Origin of the sequence: Pedobacter hiemivivus (genome assembly GCF_005144565.1) — a bacterium.
Classification (GTDB): domain Bacteria; phylum Bacteroidota; class Bacteroidia; order Sphingobacteriales; family Sphingobacteriaceae; genus Pedobacter; species Pedobacter hiemivivus.
Window position 1 is genome coordinate 293,316 of the sequence record NZ_SWDX01000005.1, and the last position, 17,126, is coordinate 310,441.

14 protein-coding genes are annotated in these 17,126 nt (G+C 40.5%); 8 read left to right on the plus strand and 6 right to left on the minus strand.

Features of this window, described 5'->3' with window-relative positions; genetic code table 11:
* Nucleotides 1-6: 6 nt before the first annotated feature.
* The 5 genes from eboC (at nucleotide 7) to FBD94_RS14400 (ending at nucleotide 7,171) form a co-directional block, all read left to right on the plus strand.
* Nucleotides 7-921, plus strand: a complete 915-nt coding sequence (eboC, locus tag FBD94_RS14380) for a UbiA-like protein EboC (RefSeq protein WP_131608254.1) — start codon at nucleotides 7-9, stop codon at nucleotides 919-921.
* Between the two features lie 11 nt (nucleotides 922-932).
* Nucleotides 933-2,111, plus strand: coding sequence for a 3-dehydroquinate synthase (locus tag FBD94_RS14385; RefSeq protein ID WP_136880682.1), 1,179 nt, complete (start codon nucleotides 933-935; stop codon nucleotides 2,109-2,111).
* Between the two features lies 1 nt (nucleotide 2,112).
* Nucleotides 2,113-3,321 (plus strand): metabolite traffic protein EboE, encoded by a 1,209-nt coding sequence (gene eboE, locus FBD94_RS14390; RefSeq protein WP_136880683.1) that lies wholly within the window; start codon nucleotides 2,113-2,115, stop codon nucleotides 3,319-3,321.
* A gap of 15 nt (nucleotides 3,322-3,336) precedes the next feature.
* Entirely contained in the window at nucleotides 3,337-4,689 is a 1,353-nt protein-coding gene (locus FBD94_RS14395; protein ID WP_136880684.1) for an alkaline phosphatase family protein, read from the plus strand.
* A 97-nt stretch (nucleotides 4,690-4,786) separates the two neighbouring features.
* Nucleotides 4,787-7,171, plus strand: a complete 2,385-nt coding sequence (locus FBD94_RS14400) for a phosphocholine-specific phospholipase C (RefSeq protein WP_136880685.1) — start codon at nucleotides 4,787-4,789, stop codon at nucleotides 7,169-7,171.
* Here FBD94_RS14400 and FBD94_RS14405 read toward each other — a convergent pair.
* The 6 genes from FBD94_RS14405 to FBD94_RS14430 all read right to left on the minus strand — a co-directional run bounded on the left by FBD94_RS14405 (nucleotide 7,152) and on the right by FBD94_RS14430 (nucleotide 12,504).
* The gene (locus FBD94_RS14405) at nucleotides 7,152-7,418 is read right to left on the minus strand and encodes an isoleucyl-tRNA synthetase (protein ID WP_136880686.1); all 267 of its coding nucleotides are present in this window, start codon (nucleotides 7,416-7,418) and stop codon (nucleotides 7,152-7,154) included. The two genes, FBD94_RS14400 and FBD94_RS14405, sit on opposite strands and share 20 nt — an antisense overlap.
* A gap of 62 nt (nucleotides 7,419-7,480) precedes the next feature.
* Nucleotides 7,481-8,659, minus strand: coding sequence for an NRAMP family divalent metal transporter (locus FBD94_RS14410; RefSeq protein ID WP_136880687.1), 1,179 nt, complete (start codon nucleotides 8,657-8,659; stop codon nucleotides 7,481-7,483).
* A gap of 4 nt (nucleotides 8,660-8,663) precedes the next feature.
* Complete coding sequence (gene pxpA / locus FBD94_RS14415; RefSeq protein WP_136880688.1) at nucleotides 8,664-9,431, minus strand: 5-oxoprolinase subunit PxpA; 768 nt, start codon at nucleotides 9,429-9,431, stop codon at nucleotides 8,664-8,666.
* Between the two features lie 5 nt (nucleotides 9,432-9,436).
* Nucleotides 9,437-10,393 carry a 5-oxoprolinase subunit C family protein gene (locus FBD94_RS14420; RefSeq protein WP_136880689.1) on the minus strand — a complete coding sequence of 319 codons (957 nt, stop codon included), beginning with the start codon at nucleotides 10,391-10,393 and terminating at the stop codon, nucleotides 9,437-9,439.
* Complete coding sequence (gene pxpB / locus FBD94_RS14425; protein ID WP_131608245.1) at nucleotides 10,383-11,090, minus strand: 5-oxoprolinase subunit PxpB; 708 nt, start codon at nucleotides 11,088-11,090, stop codon at nucleotides 10,383-10,385. The genes FBD94_RS14420 and pxpB overlap by 11 nt, the downstream gene beginning before the upstream one ends.
* Nucleotides 11,091-11,193: 103 nt before the next feature.
* Entirely contained in the window at nucleotides 11,194-12,504 is a 1,311-nt protein-coding gene (locus tag FBD94_RS14430) for an OmpA family protein (protein WP_169472312.1), read from the minus strand.
* A 200-nt stretch (nucleotides 12,505-12,704) separates the two neighbouring features.
* Between FBD94_RS14430 and ileS the strand changes: the two genes are divergently transcribed.
* Genes ileS through FBD94_RS14445 form a run of 3 tightly spaced genes read left to right on the plus strand, consistent with a single transcriptional unit; the run spans nucleotide 12,705 to nucleotide 17,087 of the window.
* Nucleotides 12,705-16,097, plus strand: a complete 3,393-nt coding sequence (gene ileS, locus FBD94_RS14435; RefSeq protein ID WP_136880690.1) for an isoleucine--tRNA ligase — start codon at nucleotides 12,705-12,707, stop codon at nucleotides 16,095-16,097.
* A 7-nt stretch (nucleotides 16,098-16,104) separates the two neighbouring features.
* Nucleotides 16,105-16,485: a TraR/DksA family transcriptional regulator gene (locus FBD94_RS14440; RefSeq protein ID WP_090785375.1), complete on the plus strand. Its 381-nt coding sequence runs from the start codon at nucleotides 16,105-16,107 to the stop codon at nucleotides 16,483-16,485.
* Entirely contained in the window at nucleotides 16,485-17,087 is a 603-nt protein-coding gene (locus tag FBD94_RS14445) for a lipoprotein signal peptidase (protein WP_131608242.1), read from the plus strand. The genes FBD94_RS14440 and FBD94_RS14445 overlap by 1 nt, the downstream gene beginning before the upstream one ends.
* The last annotated feature ends 39 nt before the right edge of the window (nucleotides 17,088-17,126 follow it).

The following is a 17,126-nucleotide window of genomic DNA, read 5'->3' on the forward strand; positions in this document are numbered from 1 at the left end:
CTTATCATGAAAAAACTATTGGGATACCTGAGGCTAATGCGCCCAGCCAATGTGATTACAGCGGTTGCTGATGTAATGGCTGGAATGGCCATTGCAGGTTATTTTATACAACTGGCTCCTGGAACTTTCGGTTGGGGTACTGGGCCACAAATTTCTTTGCTCCCTGTTATCCTATTGTGTATATCTACGATAGGACTTTACAGTGGTGGAATTATCCTTAATGATGTTTTTGATGCAGATCTGGATGCCAAAGAACGTCCCGAACGCCCTATTCCGAGTGGACTAATCTCCAAAAAAGCGGCAACGATTTTTGGCGGCATCTTTTTCTTTATCGGCATTTTTGCAGCGGGCCTTTACAATTCAAATTCGCAATACCTGGCAGTGGCGATCATGGTAAGCTGCCTGATTTATAACAAATTCTTAAAACACAGTGCAATTTTCGGTCCCTTAAATATGGGGTTATGCCGTGGTTTAAATTTACTATTAGGCATAAGCATCATCCCTACAGCCATACAACAGTGGTGGTTTTTAGCCATTGTTCCAATCATTTATATCGCTGCAATCACCATGATTAGCAGAGGGGAAGTACATGGGGGCAGTAAAAAAACACTTTACTTTGCTTCAGTGCTTTATACTGTGGTTATTGCGGCTATTTTAGTCATTGCACAAACCAAGGGCAACCTCCTGTCTGCACTTATTTTTATAGTTCCATTTACCTTGATGATCTTTACGCCCCTACTCATCGCCATCCAGTTTCCAGTTGGTAAAAACATAGGAAAAGCCGTGAAATCAGGTGTTATTGCCCTAATTTTAATGAATGCATCCTGGGCCGCAGCCTTTGGTGTATGGAACGTTGCCATATTTATCGTCATTTTATTACCCATATCCATACTATTAGGCAAAGCATTTGCCGTTACTTAGTTCGCATTTTTATGAGTTTTTTAGAACAGTCTTTTAGTGTCAAATTTGACTACAAAATATATTTTACCAATTCCCTTTTCCAAAGCACCAATACTATCCTTGCTGACTTTTTTAAAGGAAGACCGGCAGAAGGAAGCCAAAAAATATTCTTTGTGATTGATGAAGGTGTAGCCATTGCACACCCAAATTTGACCAAGGATATCAAAGCGTATTTTGAACTGCATCGTCAAGTAAACCTGATCAACGATATCATGATCATTCCGGGTGGCGAAGCCTCAAAAAACGATCCCCAGTTATTTGAGCAACTGGTTGATGCGGTAGATGTTCATGGTATAGACCGGCACTCCTATATTGCTGCCATCGGTGGAGGTGCTGTACTTGATTTGGTCGGTTATGCCGCCGCAGTATCGCACAGAGGGATTAAACACATCCGTATCCCGACTACCGTATTGTCGCAAAACGACTCAGGAATCGGCGTTAAAAACGGCATCAATTACAAAGGGAAAAAGAACTTCCTAGGAACATTTTCCCCTCCTACCGCCGTATTTAACGACGAACAGTTTTTACAAACCCTAAGTGACAGAGATTACCGATCCGGAATTTCGGAAGCCATAAAAGTTGCCCTCATTAAAGATCCAGCGTTTTTTTACTGGATAGAAGATCATGCAAATGAGTTGGCTTCAAAGCATACAGACAGCATGAACTACCTGATTAAACATTGTGCAAAACTACATCTAGACCATATTGCCGGGGCGGATCCTTTTGAAACCGGATCTGCAAGGCCATTAGATTTTGGCCATTGGAGTGCACATAAACAGGAACAGCTGAGCCAATTTACGGTTTTACATGGCGAAGCTGTAGCAATGGGGATCGCACTTGACAGTACTTATTCCTTTTTTGCAGGTTTACTAACTGAGGATAAATTGCAGCGCATACTATCTGTAATGCTACAGCTGTCCTTCGAAATCACCGATCCTATCATCCAGATTAAGGATACTCAATCACCTATTTTAAAAGGATTAACAGAATTTCAGGAACATCTAGGCGGTAAACTAACGATTACACTGTTAACAGACCTGGGCACTGGAAAAGAAGTACATGAAATGGATCATCAACTCCTGATTAAAGCGAGTGATTATGTAGCCAATTTTGCGAAAAACAACCTGGTTTTAAACTCCATAAATCACTAACATGAAAGTAAACACAGGCCATTTAACCTATTGTACAAACATTCATGCAGGCAAAAACTGGGAGGAAGATTTTAATGCCTTAAAACAAAACTTCCCTGTTATAAAACAAACCATTGCCCCGAACGAACCATTAGGGCTCGGATTAAGACTTTCTAATGAAGCCAGTCTGGAATTGAGAAATGAGGAGACTTTATTGCAATTTAAGCAGTGGTTAACAGAAAATGACGCCTATGTTTTTACCATGAATGGTTTCCCTTATGGAGATTTTCATCATACCGTTGTGAAAGAGCATGTACATACACCGGACTGGACTACCGATGAGCGCAAGGATTATACCATACGGCTGTTTCATATCCTGAAAGCATTACTACCCCAAGGTATGGACGGCGGCATTTCTACCTCTCCTCTTAGTTACCGACATTGGTTCAGAAATGAGGCAGATTTTAACAATGCAAAAGAAGCGGCTACGCTAAATATCATAACCCTGATTGGCTTATTGATGACCATTCATCAGGAGACCGGACAGCTATTACATCTCGATATAGAACCTGAACCAGATGGGATACTGGAAACGGGAAGAGAGTTTATCGATTGGTTTGAAAACGACCTTCTGGTTTTGGGTGCTCCAATCCTGGCAGAACAATTCAACATTTCAACTCAGCATGCTACAGATCACATAAAAAAGCACCTATGCTTGTGTTATGATGTATGCCATTTCGCCATCGGTTACGAAAACCATGAAGCGGTGCTCGCAGAACTGGAACAAAAAGGAATTGGGGTTGGCAAGATCCAGATCAGCGCTGCACTAAAGGCCGATATAAAGGGATCAATAGCAGAAAAATTAGCTATAAAAACGAGTTTCTCTACATTTAATGAATCTACCTACTTACATCAGGTGGTGGCCCTAAAAAAAGATGGTTCCTTAATCCGATACCCCGACCTGCCACAGGCGCTTGAAGACTTTGACCGCGAAAATATTGAACAATGGCGCTCGCATTTTCATGTACCCATTTCAATTAAAGAAATCGGATTACTACAGTCTACACAGGATGACATTACCACCCTACTTCAGCTACAAAAAAACAAACCTTTTACCAACCACCTGGAAGTCGAAACCTACACTTGGGAGGTATTACCTGAACAAATAAAATTACCGATTGCCCAATCGATCAGCAATGAGCTAAACTGGGTGATTGATACCTTGGCATAGATACAATTTATTTAGATGAAGAAAACTGTAGTTATAGACGTTGTTGGACTGTCCGCAAACTTGATTGGAAAACATACGCCATTTTTAGAGCAGTATATTAAAAATAAAAAACTGAGTACCATAGCTCCTATGTTACCTGCAGTAACCACTGCAGTACAATCAACCTACTTAACAGGCAAGCAACCTACCGAACATGGTATAGTTGGCAATGGATGGTATGACGAAACCGATGCCGAGATTAAATTCTGGAAGCAATCAAACAAGCTCGTGCAAGTTGAAAAGATCTGGGATCAGGCGAAAAAGGAAAACCCAAACTTTACCTGCTCAAATATGTTTTGGTGGTACAATATGTACTCCAATGCAGACTATTCGGTAACACCACGTCCAAACTACCTGGCCGACGGCAGAAAAATGCCAGATTGCTACTCAGAACCAGCAGAACTACGCGATATTTTACAAGAAAAACTAGGTCAGTTTCCTTTGTTTCAGTTTTGGGGACCAGGAGCAAATATAAAATCATCGAAATGGATCGCCGATGCATCAATGCTAACCGATGAAATTTACGATCCCACTTTAACGCTAATCTATTTACCACATCTAGACTATTGTCTGCAAAAATTTGGCCCCGACTTTAATCATATTGGCAAAGAATTAAACGAAATAGATGCTATACTAAAAGAATTAATTGGCTTTTATGAAAGCAAGAATGCCAATGTGATCGTTCTTTCAGAATATGGCATTACACCTGTAAACAACCCTGTACATTTAAACCGTGCTTTTAGGGAACAAGGACTATTGCAAATCCGTACAGAACGTGGATTGGAATTGTTAGATGCCGGTGCTTCAAAAGCATTTGTTGTTGCCGATCATCAGATTGCCCACGTTTACATCAATGATAAATCTGTAACAGAACAGGTAAAAACTATACTCAATCAGAGTCCAGGTATTGCACTTGTTTTGGATGAAGAAGGTAAAAAAGCACATGGTATTAACCATGACCGGGCGGGAGATTTTGTATTGGTTGCCAAACCAGAAAGTTGGTTTACCTATTACTTTTGGCTCGACGATGCCAAAGCTCCCGATTATGCCAGATGCGTTGATATCCATAAAAAACCGGGTTATGACCCCGTTGAAATGTTCATGTCATCTAAACCAAGGGCTGCTTACAAACTGCTTAGAAAAAAAGCTGGCTTCAGATACATCATGGATGTGATCCCATTGGATGCAACACTGATAAAAGGCTCACATGGTAGCCTAAATACCCCTCCAGATTTCCATCCTGTTTTAATTACCGAGCCAGAGTTAAACTCGGAAAATAGAACTGCAACCCAAGTTTACGATGTCATTTGGAAGGCTTTGCAGGGTTGATCATCTAAACGAAAAGATCATATTTATATAATAAACACAGCATTTTTTTATATAAAGATTATTGTTAAGTTTGGTTTTGAACACCAAGCAAAACCAAATGAACTCAAGAAGGGATTTTCTTAAAAAGGCAGCAATATTATCAGGCGCAGCAGGTTTACCTAATGTAATTCCGATGTCCATTCAAAAAGCCATGGCGATTAGCGCCGATCCGGGGAGCACTTTTCAGGATGCAGAGCATATTGTGTTTCTAATGCAGGAAAATCGCTCTTTTGATCATATGTTTGGGAAGCTTAAAGGTATACGCGGCTTTAACGATCCTAGAACTTTTACCCTTCCTGATCAAAATAAAGTGTGGCTACAAAAGGATGATATAGGCAATACCTATGCACCTTTTCATGTTGATATTAATAAAACCAAAATCACCTGGCAAGGTGGATTACCGCACTCCTGGAACGACCAGTTAGCAGCACGTGACAGAGGTCGTTATGATAAATGGGTCCCTGTAAAAACTGTAATGTCACTGGCCTATTATGACCGGACTGACGTGCCTTTTTATTACGCCATGGCAGATGCCTTTACCATTTGCGATCATCACTTCTGTTCGTCATTAACAGGTACAACCCCTAACCGCTTATTTTTTTGGTCGGGCACCATCAGACCTGAGCAAAACGGAACAGCTACCGCAGCTGTAAACAATAGTCAGGCCGAATCAAGAAAAAATGTCTATGTAGACTGGCATACTTTTCCAGAACTTTTAGAAGACCATGACATCAGTTGGAAGATCTACCAAAATGAATTGTGGACTTCGGATCTGAAAGGCGAAGGTATAGACGACTGGCTAGGAAATTACGGCGATAACGCCCTTGAATATGTAAAACGTTACCACGTTAAACTATCTGCTTATTTTAGAAAAAACGGCGATGATACGGCAAATCCACCATTAACGTCCGAACAGGTTAGAGCCAAATACGATAACCTATCTTCCAAAGAGAAGAACCTGATCGATAAAGCATTTGCGACAAACATTAATGCTCCAGAGAATTACCTGGCGCTAACCCCTTTTACTTTTAAAGATGACAATGGTCAGGAACAAACCATTGCCATCCCTAAACACGATATATTTCATCAATTCAGATCTGATGTGGATCATGGGAAGCTACCCACAGTCTCCTGGTTGGTTGCTCCCGAAAAGTTCTCTGACCACACCAGCTCGCCTTTATATGGAACCTGGTACGTTTCTGAAGCAATAGATATCCTAACCAAAAATCCGGAGGTGTGGAAAAAGACCATTTTCATCCTCACTTATGATGAGAATGACGGTTATTTTGATCATGTACCTCCTTATGTGGTACCTAAACCAAATGCTGCCGATACTGGAAAAGTTTCTACTAAGATTGATGTTGCTGTAGATTATGAATTGAAAAAAGATAGTCCAATTGGACTGGGTTATAGAGTACCAATGCTCATTGCCTCTCCCTGGAGCAAAGGCGGATATGTAAATTCACAGGTGTTTGATCATACCTCATGCCTGATGTTTTTGGAGCAATTTTTAAGTAAAAAAACAGGAAAAACGATCAAAAGTAATAATATCAGCAGCTGGAGAAGAGCGATATGTGGTGATTTAACATCTGCTTTCAGGCCGGCTACTGGAAACCAATCAGGTGTACCGCCCCTATTAAATAAAGAAGAGGTTTTAATCAATATCACCAATGCAAGGAATAAACCGCCTCAGGTTAAACCCAATCCTTTATCACAACAAGACATAGAAAAGATCAACTCAAATCCTGCTTTCTCCCCTTTATCTTCATCCTTAATGCCACAACAGGAAAAAGGTACTAAACAGGCATGTGCACTTCCTTATGAGCTATTTGCAGCTTGCAGTCTGGATGCAAAAAAAGAAAACATAATGCTTCAGTTTGAAGCTGGGAAAGGAAATTTTGGTCAAAAAATTGTCCCTGTAGGCGCTCCATTTTTACTGCACACCTCAAATATTTATAACGGTATTGCAGGAAAAACCTGGAATTATGCGGTGCTGGCTGGCGACAAGGTCTCGGATAATTTAAAATTAGCGTCCTTTAATAACCATAACTACGACCTGAACGTTAATGGACCAAATGGCTTTTTCCGTCGCTTTAAAGGCAATGAAAATGATCCTGCCATAAATATCAATTGCCAGTATGAAAATGCCGGGACCTTAAGTAAAAAACCGACTGGCAACATCGAACTGTTTCTGGAAAACAAAGAAAACAAAGAGGTTAAACTAGAGATTGCCGACCAGGTTTACAAAAGCACCCATCCAAAGCACATTACCTTAGCACCTTTGCAGAAACTAAAGATCATAATCAATTTAAAAAACAGCAATTCATGGTACGATTTTACCGTAACAGCAGTCAAATACGAAGGCTATAGCAGACAATTTGCAGGGCATGTGGAGACCGGAGAAGTTTCTATTACCGACCCATTTATGGGCGGCTTGTTGTAACACTAGGGTCAGCATCTTCTTCATGCTTTTCAGGATCCAGCTGAACTTCTTCAGCATTTACCTTTTTAGCAAAAAAAATGGGGTATACCATCAATATTGCCCCTATTAAAAAGAGTAGACCAGAGAACTGAAGGATGTATACCGCCCAGTCTATTTTATTAGCCTCCATAATTTTATAGGCAATTAATCCTATAACACCCAAAATTATAAGGTATACAGCTTTTTGAAGTCTTAGAACTTTTATCATAATATGAGGGTTAAGTTAACTTAAAGATAATGAACAAAAATCAAACCACAATAAATAAAACCCTACAAGAAATATCCGATCATTACATTTACGCTCATATAGGTCATAACGAGTACGATCAATACACCAAATACCGTTAGCACAATCGGATGTTTGTAATCGCCAACAATTCTGGTTTTATAGGAAGCAAACAAAATTGTGGCCAGTGTAACCGGTAAAATGAAGCCATTTACTACCCCTGCCATAATCAACAAGCTAACCGGCTTACCTACAAATGCGAAAATGAGGGTAGAGACCATGATAAAAATAATGATGACCCTATTTTCATTTTTAGCGATTGCCGGACTAAAGGATTTTATAAACGAGACCGAAGTATAAGCTGAACCAATTACAGAAGTGATGGCTGCCGAGAACATCACCAGTCCAAATAACCTGTAGCCGATGTTGCCTGCTGCCAATTGAAATATAGATCCTGTAGGATTTCCCGCATCAATAACCAAACCTTTGCTGATTACACCCAGAGAAGCTAAAAATAGAAATATCCGCACCAATGAAGCTACAGAGACACCCATCACCGCACTGGTGCTTACCAGCGGCAAAACACCTTTACCTTTTATACCTGCATCAAGCAAACGGTGTCCACCAGAAAAAGTAATGTATCCACCTACCGTACCACCCACTAGCGTAATGATGGTCATGAGATCAATTTTTGCAGGAAGAATGGTTCGTAATGCCGCCTCAGCAACAGGCGGATTAGTGGTGATGGCGATATAGATAATTACAATGATCATGATAAAACCCATCACCTGTGCAAACCTATCCATTGCTTTTCCTGCTTCTTTAATCATAAAAATAGCAATAGCTATTGCCGCAGATATCAGAGCACCGGTTATGACCGGAATGCCAAACAGCGCATTTAGACCTAAGCCAGCCCCGGCAACATTCCCAATATTGAAGGCTAGTCCACCGAAAACAATAAGCAGGGAAATAAAGCTGCCTAAGCCCGGCAGCAACAAGTTTGCGATATCCTGAGCACGCTTTTCTGAAACAGCAATAACCCTCCAGATATTCAGCTGCACACCTATATCAATTAGTATAGAAGTAAGAATCACGAAACCAAAGCTGGCGCCCAGCGTTTGAGTAAATACAGTAGTTTGCGTTAAAAAACCTGGCCCAATGGCCGATGTAGCCATCAAAAAGGCTGCACCTGTTAAAACACTCCAGTCAATCTTTCCATTCATAGGACTATGGCGCTTGTAAAGCTATATTTTTCTCTTTAAACAATGTGTGGATTTTCGCTGCAAATGTAACCGCATGTGTGCCATCCCCATGCAAGCATATCGTGTCTGCCTGTATGGATATATTTCTACCACTAACCGCCGTCACTGCCCCCTCCCTTACCATTCGTAGGGACTGTGCGACTGCCCTGTCCTCATCGGTAATCACCGCGTCAGCAGATCTTCTTGATGTTAAGGTGCCATTATCCTGATAAGTCCTATCAGCAAACACTTCATTGGCTACACTCAAACCAATATGACTCCCGGCCTTTATCAGCTCACTACCAGACAAACCATACAAAACTAGCTGGGGATTTATTTTATAAACAGCCTCTACAATAGCTTCTGCCAGATTTTTATTGGTCGCTGCCATATTATAAAGCGCCCCATGGGGCTTTACATGGTGCAGCACCCCGCCTTCTGATTGAACAAAACCATTTAACGCTCCTATTTGATACATTACCATATCATAAGCTTCTTCGGCACTAATAGACATTTCCCTCCGGCCAAAACCTTGCAAATCCGGCAAGCCTGGGTGCGCACCTATTGCTACATTGTGTTTCAAAGCCAGTCTTACCGTCTTTTTCATTACAGCAGGGTCACCTGCATGAAAACCACAAGCAATATTCGCAGATGTGATATAAGGAAAAATAGCCTCATCATTACCAATCTGATAGGCACCATAGCTTTCACCCATATCACAGTTTAGATCTACTGTATACCAGCCGCTATCCATAAGCTTTATATCTGTTTTAGTGTTATCGTTTGTTTTAATTGTTTAAGCTGCATTTCTGTATGGAGCATAGCCTGGCGGGCTTCTGCTAAAGTAACTAATTTAAAGCGGATTTGTTGTCCGCTTCTCATTTGCGCAAGCTTGGTCAAGTCGGCCGTAATGACCTGTAATATCCGGGGATAGCCTCCCGTCGTTTGGTGATCGGCCATCAACAAGATCGCTGCACCATTAGAGGTAACCTGTATGGTTCCAAATGTAACTGCAGAAGAAAGCATCTCTTTAGGCTCAGTCAACAGTAAAGCTGCCCCCTCCAGTCTATAGCCCATCCGGTCGGCCTCCTTAGTAATCATATAATATTCATTGAACAAGGCGGCTATACTTTGCCCGGTAAACAATTCATATTCCGGACCTTTCATCACTCTGATTTCATTGTCGTTAAACTCAGGGTAAAGTTGCAAACCTACTGACCAGTTAAAAACGCCCCCCTTAGGTTCATATGCTTTTTTAAATGACAATTCATCTTCATTTTTCAGTGCGCGCCCCTTGTAACCGCCAAAACCTGCTTTCAAATAAGTGGAATAACTTCCTAAGACCTTTGGTAAATCAAAACCACCAGAAACAGTCAGGTAACTACGACAACCAGCTACTGCCGACCCAAAACTCAATACAGCACCTCCTGGTATAAAAACCGGACGCCACATTTTTACAGGTTTATCATCCACCATGGGGCTTAGGTTACCACCTGTAATGGCCACCAACTGATCTGTTTCAAAAAGCAATTTTGGTCCAAGTAATGTACACTCCAGACCGGCTTCAGCAGCATCATTTCCAAGCAATAAATTGCCAATTTCAAGTGCCAGCGTGTCCATAGCCCCACTTACAATGATACCGTCTTTCCGGTATCCTTTTCGGCCCAGATCCTGCACCGTCGTGAGTAACCCTCCTTTTATAACTTTAATCCCCATCCGATTGCCTTTTAATTTTTTCAAACTCAGCCGCACTAATGGCTACAAAACGCAATTTGTTTCCAGCCTTTAACAAGGCGGGAGGTTGTCGTTCTACATCAAACAGTTTTAAAGGAGTCTGCCCAATAATCTGCCATCCCCCGGGCGTCTCTATCGGATAAATTCCGGTTTGCGCACCGGCGATACCGACAGCACCCGCAGCAATTTTGCCTCGTGGCGTTTCCTTTCTTGGGACAGCAATTTTTTCATTCAAACCACCCAGATAAGGGAATCCGGGGGCAAAACCGATCATATATACCAGGTATTCACCAGCAGTATGTAAAGCGATCACTTCAGCTTCGGAAATTCCCGCATGATTAGCTACATAGGACAGATCCGGACCTTGTGTCCCACCATATAAAACAGGAATTTCTACTATTGGAGCTTCCTCTTCTTCAATCCCCTCCATAATTTCCTGCAACATCTCCTCTAAGAGGGATTGCACACCCCCATAATCCGTAACCAAGGCATCATAAAATATAGTTATCGATGTAAATGCAGGCACATATTCAATAAGCCCTTCGAAAGAGTAATCTTCCAGAAAGCTACAGATGGATGAGATGTGGTGTTGAATACTTTCAGAAATTTCATTGCCCAATTGTATCACAATGGCATTATCTCCCAGAGGATAGTACTGGATGGGTTCAACAGTTTTCATTCGATTATTTGGTTTGACACATTGTAAAGATATACAATAACCCTACACGAAAAGGACCACATCGTGATTAATGATGCAGTCCTTTTTTTTATAATATTAAACATTATTTTTCCATTACACGTATATCGATTCGACGATTTTGTGCCCTACCTTCGGGTGTCTCATTACTTGCAATTGGATGCTCCGCACCATAGCCTTCCGCATCTAAACGCTTCGCATCTACCCCCATTTTCACCAACTCGTTCTTTGCAACATTAGCTCTTTCATTAGATATCTTTTTGTTTACTGCAGCATCACCTGTATTATCCGTATAGCCTCCTATTTTTAGCTTTACATTTGGATAAGCAACTAAAATAGCATCTATATTAGCTATCTGCCCCTGTGATTCTGCTTTTAACACACTTTTCCCAGGTTCAAAATATAACCTATCAAAAGTAAACCAGGTGGTTTTATCAACAGGTTTATCCTTGTCCTCAATAAACATAATCAGTTTGTTTTCCACCGAATTTTCGGCGACTTTAATTTCTTTACCATCAGGTAGTTTTTTAACAATCACAACACCTAAATCACGTACAAAATCTCCAGCTTCATTTAATTTACCTACAATAGCAACTTGAGCGGCCTCCGCTTCCGTTTTCATGACATCTGTTGCTGAATCCATGGTGCTACCTAAAGAGTCAATATTAGCACCAACAGTATTTTCTACTTTCGGACCGTTACATCCCATTTTACCCATTAACCACCAACCTCCGAGCAGGATGATCAGCAGTGGTATCAACCATTTAAAGATGCTCCCAGACTTGGGCTCCTGAACAACGCCATAATTTACAGGCGGCACTTTCGGTAAGTCCACGTTTGGCACCTCAACCTTAGGTATATTTACACTTGGCATTTTAACATTCGCAAGTCCCAAAGAGTCACTTAAGCCTTGTGGCAGGGCTGCAGCGATATCGGCTTTGCTTTCAAAAATTTTGCCCACCAAATCAGAAATCCCCCATCCTTTACTCGCCATTAATTTTGAAATATAACCGGTAATTAATGGAACAATCATCGCCAATAACCCTGCAGATTTAGTACCACTTAATCCTGTTGATGAGGCAACAGCACCACTAACCGCTTCAGAATCATTACCAAATAAACCGCCCAACAATGACTTTCCTTTCTCTAATAAATCTCCTTGATCACCGTTTAGCACTTCTTCGGGCTTACTGCCCAAACTACTTGCTCCAGATAACATTTTGCCCAGAAAGCCCGAATCTCCGCCGACCCCATTCTTTAGAATACCAGCTAAAACCGCAGGGATACCAGCAGAAATACCAGTCTTTACCTGGTCTTCGCTTACACCTGCTTTCTGGCTTAAAGATGAAATGACATCACTGCCCATTTCATTCTTTATCATTTCAATTAAATTCATGTTTATAGTTTTAGGTTAGAAATCTCAAACAAAAGCCAATTATAAAGGACATAACAACCACGGCAACAAAAAGTTTACGGAGTATCCAAACTACTATAGGCCTGATAATTAAACATAAGCTGGAGCACATTTAAAAACACTTCAATCTTTCATTCTAAAACCTTAACTTTGCATCCTTAATTTTTGGAGATACTTGATTGATGTATAGGGAATTTAAACAACTAGAATTAGCTAAAATAGGTAAAGAGATACTTGATTTTTGGAAGGAAGAAAACATCTTTGAAAAAAGCATTTCAAGCCGTCCTGAATCAAACCCTTTTACTTTTTATGAAGGCCCACCTTCGGCAAACGGAATGCCGGGTATTCACCATGTGATGGCAAGGGCTATTAAAGATATTTTTTGCAGATACAAAACCCTTAAAGGTTACCAGGTAAAACGTAAAGCAGGCTGGGATACGCATGGCTTGCCAGTAGAACTTGGAACGGAGAAAGAACTGGGAATCACCAAAGAAGACATTGGCAAAACCATCTCTATTGAAGAATACAACGAAGCCTGCAAAAGAACGGTAATGCGTTATACTGATGTATGGAATGATCTGACTGAGAAAATGGGCTATTGGGTTGATATGGGAGATCCATATGTAACTTACAAACCAAAATACATGGAGTCGGTTTGGTGGTTATTAAAGCAAATTTACGACAAAGGCCTTCTTTACAAAGGCTATACCATACAACCTTATTCTCCAAAAGCGGGAACAGGATTAAGTTCACACGAAGTAAATCAACCAGGTGCTTACCGCGATGTGACCGACACCACGATTGTTGCCCAGTTTAAAGCATTGGCAGAAACATTGCCTGCATTTTTACAGGGATTTGGCGACATCCACCTGATGGCATGGACTACTACGCCATGGACCTTACCATCGAATACGGCATTAACTGTTGGTCCGAAAATCGACTATGTTTTAGTAAAAACTTTTAACCAATATACTTTCCTTCCAGTAAACGTGATTTTAGCGAAAAACCTGGTTGGAAAACAATTCAGCAAAGGATATTTTGAAAGCACTGATGTAGCAGATTTTGAAAACTTCGCTGCCGGTGATAAAAAGATTCCTTACCTGATATTAGCAGAATGCAAGGGCACAGACCTTGTTGGTATTAAATACGAACAACTTTTAGCCTATACCCTACCTTACCAAAATCCTGAAAATGCTTTCAGAGTAATTTCAGGAGACTTTGTTACCACCGAAGATGGTACAGGTATCGTTCACACTGCCCCAACTTTTGGTGCTGATGATGCCAGAGTTGCAAAAGAAGCAAGTCCTGAGGTTCCTCCAATGTTGGTACTGGATGAAAACGGAATTGCCGTACCTCTGGTAGATTTACAAGGTAAATTCACTTCACATATGGGCGACTTAGCCGGAAAATATGTGAAAAACGAATATTACAACGAAGATGAAGTTCCTGAGAAATCTGTCGACGTTGAAATCGCTATCCGCTTAAAAGAAGAAAATAAAGCTTTCAAAGTAGAGAAATATGTGCACAGTTACCCACACAGCTGGAGAACTGATGAGCCGCTGTTATACTATCCACTAGATTCTTGGTTCATTAAAGTTACGGACGTAAAAGACCGTATGTTCGACCTGAACGAGACCATTAACTGGAAACCAAAATCTACAGGCGAAGGTCGTTTCGGAAACTGGTTAAAAAATGCCAACGACTGGAACCTTTCCCGCTCAAGATATTGGGGAATTCCATTGCCAATATGGAGAACTGAAGACAAAAAAGAAGAAATGATCATCGGTTCTGTTGAAGAACTATATCAGGCCATCGAAAAATCCATTGAAGCCGGCTTCCAGAAAGAAAATCCATTTAAAGGATTTGAAATTGGAAACATGTCAGAAGAAAATTATGACCTGATTGATCTGCATAAAAACGTTGTGGATGGAATCACCTTAGTTTCTCCATCAGGAAAAGCAATGGTTCGCGAAAGTGACTTGATTGATGTATGGTTCGACTCAGGCGCAATGCCATATGCACAATTGCATTATCCTTTTGAAAACAAAGACAGAATTGACGGAAATAAGGATTTCCCTGCAGACTTTATTGCTGAAGGCGTTGACCAGACCCGTGGATGGTTCTATACCCTACATGCCATAGGCACACTTGTTTTTGATAAAGTAGCTTATAAAAACGTTGTTTCGAATGGTCTGGTGCTCGATAAAAACGGACAAAAGATGTCTAAGCGCTTAGGCAATGCTGCTGATCCATTTAAAACACTAGGAGAATATGGACCGGATGCAACGCGCTGGTACATGATATCGAATGCAAACCCATGGGATAATCTGAAATTTGATATTGAAGGAATTGCTGAGATCCGTCGTAAGTTCTTTGGCACACTTTACAACACCTATGCTTTCTTTGCCCTTTATGCAAACATAGATAAGTTCGTAATTGATGAGCAAAACCTTACGCCTGTTGCTGAGCGCAGCGAATTAGATCGTTGGATTTTATCTCTACTACAGACCTTAAATACTGAAGTTGATGAGAGTTACAATACTTACGAACCAACTAAAGCTGCAAGAGCAATCCAAACGTTTGTTGACGAACATTTAAGTAACTGGTATATCCGTCTATCTCGTCGCCGTTTCTGGAAAGGTGAAATGACAGCCGATAAAAAAGCAGCTTACGAAACATTATACACTTGTTTAATGAGTGTAGCACAAATGATGTCGCCAATAGCGCCTTTCTTTGCAGATTGGTTATTCCAAAACCTGGCTGTAGCAGATGATAATAATACTGCCGAATCTATCCACCTTACACACTGGAAAGTAGCTGATGCATCGTTAACTGATACAGAATTGAATGAGAGAATGCACCTTGCACAGGACATTTCATCCATGGTTTTATCCTTACGTAAAAAGACAAGCATCAATGTTCGTCAGCCTTTAGCTAAAATTTTAATTCCAGTACTGGATAATAAATTTGCAGAAAGAGTAGAACTGGTAAAAGAACTAATCTTATCAGAGACCAACATTAAAGCTATTGAGTACATCACTGATACAGCGGGATTTATCAAGAAAAAAATCAAACCAAATTTCAAAACCTTAGGTCCTAAAGTAGGAAAAGACATGAAATTGGTTGCAGAAGCGGTAAACAACATGACGCCAGAAGAACTAGCAAATTTTGAAAATATTGGAAAATTTGAGGTTAACGGCACGGATTATGTAATTGAGCTGAGCGATGTGGAAATTATGGCTGAGGACATTCCCGGATGGCAGGTAACCAGTATGGGGAACTTAACAGTGGCGCTTGATGTATCGATCACCGAAGAGCTTAAACAAGAAGGCTTATCACGTGAATTGATCAACAGGATCCAGAACTTAAGGAAAGAGCTTAATTTTGAAGTGACAGACAGAATAACGGTGGCTTTACAAAACCATAACCTGATCAGTCAAGCAGTGGCACAAAATAAAACATACATTTGCTCGGAAATTCTGGCAGATAACATTAACTTAACCGAAACTTTAGACAACGGATACACAATAGTAATCGACGATGTTGAACTACATATTTTGATTACAAAACAATAATTTTATTATGGAAAAAGAAAAAACAAGGTATTCAGACAATGAACTACAAGAATTTAAAGAACTAATTCTTGAAAAATTGAGAATGGCTAGACAAGAGTTTCTTGATCTGACCAATTCATTGAGCAGCCCTAACTCTAATGGAACTGAAGATACTTCTGGAACCTATAAAACATTAGAAGATGGTTCTGCAACATTAGAAAAAGAGCAATTGAACCAACTGGCAGCACGTCAGAAAAAGTTCATAGAGAATTTAGAAGCCGCATTGGTACGCATTGAGAACAAAACTTATGGCATTTGCAGAGAAACAGGCAAACTGATCCAAAAAGAGCGTTTACGTGCAGTTCCTCATGCTACTTTAAGTATGGAAGCTAAATTGAAGCAGTCGTAATGAAAGGCTTTACAAAACCTTTATTAGTTATATTCTTTGTTTTACTTGCTGATCAGCTTTTAAAAACCTGGATAAAAACCAATATGTACCTTGGTCAAGAATTCAAGATCATTGGCAATTGGTTTATTATCCATTTTACCGAGAACAATGGAATGGCCTTCGGGTTAGAGTTTGGTGGCGAATTTGGCAAACTGGCTTTATCTTTATTCAGAATTGCTGCTGTTGCCGGAATTGGCTATGGCTTATGCTACCTGATTAAGAGAAAGTATCATAGAGGTCTGATTCTGAATGTTGCTCTGATCTTTGCAGGTGCATTGGGAAATATTATCGACTCAGTCCTGTATGGTAAAATATATGGTTATGCAACCTTGTTCCATGGTCGTGTAGTAGACATGTTCTACTTCCCATTGGTACAAGGTGTGTTCCCTAAATGGGTACCGATATGGGGTGGTGAAGATTTTATCTTCTTCAGACCGGTGTTTAACATCGCTGATGCGGCAATATCTGTTGGCGTAATCCTGATCCTTGTTTTTCAAAAATCATACTTCAAAGAAGAAGTTGTTGAAGAAATAAGCCCTAATAATGAGATGGTTGAAGATTAATTGACCCCATTTTGAAATATTGATATGGAATTGATCTAA